Source organism: Bradyrhizobium sp. in8p8 (genome assembly GCF_000426845.1).
GTDB lineage: Bacteria > Pseudomonadota > Alphaproteobacteria > Rhizobiales > Xanthobacteraceae > Bradyrhizobium > Bradyrhizobium japonicum_C.
The window spans coordinates 1-1,355 of record NZ_AUGD01000053.1; the positions used below are offsets into that span (position 1 = coordinate 1).

1 pseudogene is annotated in these 1,355 nt (G+C 61.3%); it reads left to right on the forward strand.

Annotation, left to right across the window (positions count from 1 at the left end):
- Positions 1 to 333: 333 nt before the first annotated feature.
- Positions 334 to 1,355 (forward strand): annotated as a pseudogene (locus K408_RS0136730) (methyl-accepting chemotaxis protein); the annotation flags it as partial.

Genomic DNA, 1,355 nt, shown 5'->3' on the forward strand with positions numbered 1-1,355 from the left:
GAAGAGGTGCTCAATTCGGCCAAGACCCTGTCGAGCGAGAGCACCCGCCTGCGCGCCGAGCTCGACCGCTTCATGGCGACGATCAGGGCCGCGTAAGCTCGCGGCCTCCTCCCCGGCCTCCGCCCTCTCGCCTCCAGCGGAGATGGGGGCAGCAATCGATTTGTAACGGCGCGATAAGGCGCGCCTTAACGATTGTCCGCATCACCTAACCGGTAGTTGAGGCGCCACAAATTTACCACAGCTTATCCTTTGCCCGATAACGTGCAGAGGAGCCGGGAAGCGGGCTGCTTCCGGGCTGCGCCTGGTTTTCCGCGAATGGAATGGGGTGGGGGAATGTCGGTGAAGTCCACGTCGAGCAAATCGAAGCTGCCAACGCTGCGTTTTCGCGCAAAAATCATCCTCGGGTTCGTGGCGGTGCTCGCCATCCTCGCCGTCAGCATGGCGTTTGCCTATTTCGGCTTCGAGCGAATCGCAGGCGCCGTGGCGTCCTACCGCATCAGCGTAGCGGAAGCCGATCTGGCGCGGACGGTCGATCGTGAGCTGATCGCTTATCAAGGGCTGGCACGGGCCTATACCCTGACCGGCGCGGCGGATGACGAGACCGCAGCCAAGGCCGCTGAAGGTAATCTGAAGAGCGCGATCGCCAAGTCGATGGCCGCCACGACCGGCGCCGCCCGACGCGAGCAGGTCGGCAAGCTCGAGACCGAATTCCAGAGCTTCACGAAAGTCTTCAGCGAGATCATCAAGCTGACGCGCGAGAACAACAAGATCGCGACCGACGAGCTCAACAGTGTCGGCAACAAGATCCGCTTCAAATTCGACGATCTCGCCGATACCGCAGCACTGGCGGGCCTAAACTCGGTCCAGAGCACGGCCAAGGACGTGACCTCGCAATATCTGGCAGTCTCAACTTCGGTCAGCGCCTTCGTGGCCAAGCCGGAGCCGAAGACGGCCGACGGCGTGATCGCCCGCATCAAGTTCCTGGAAACGCTGCTGGTTTCCATCTACGCGAATGACCAGAAGATCACGGACCGCGTCAAGGAGATCGGCGATCTCTTGAAACAGTACCGGGCCTCGTTCGCAAAGCTGACCGAAAATGTGAAAGTCATCGTCAAGCTGAACGGCGAGATGACCAAGACCGCGGCGACGATCCTCAAGCTCTCGGCCGATCTGCGTTCGGATCTGACTGCCGACCAGCAACGCATCGAGACGAGCGCCAATAGCACCATCCTTGAAACCCAGCAGCTGATGCTGATGATGGCGTTGGGCGGGCTGGCCGTGGGCATCGTGCTGGCCTTGTGGCTCGGCAACGGCATCTCGCGTCCGATGATCGCGATGTGCAAGGCGATGCGCGA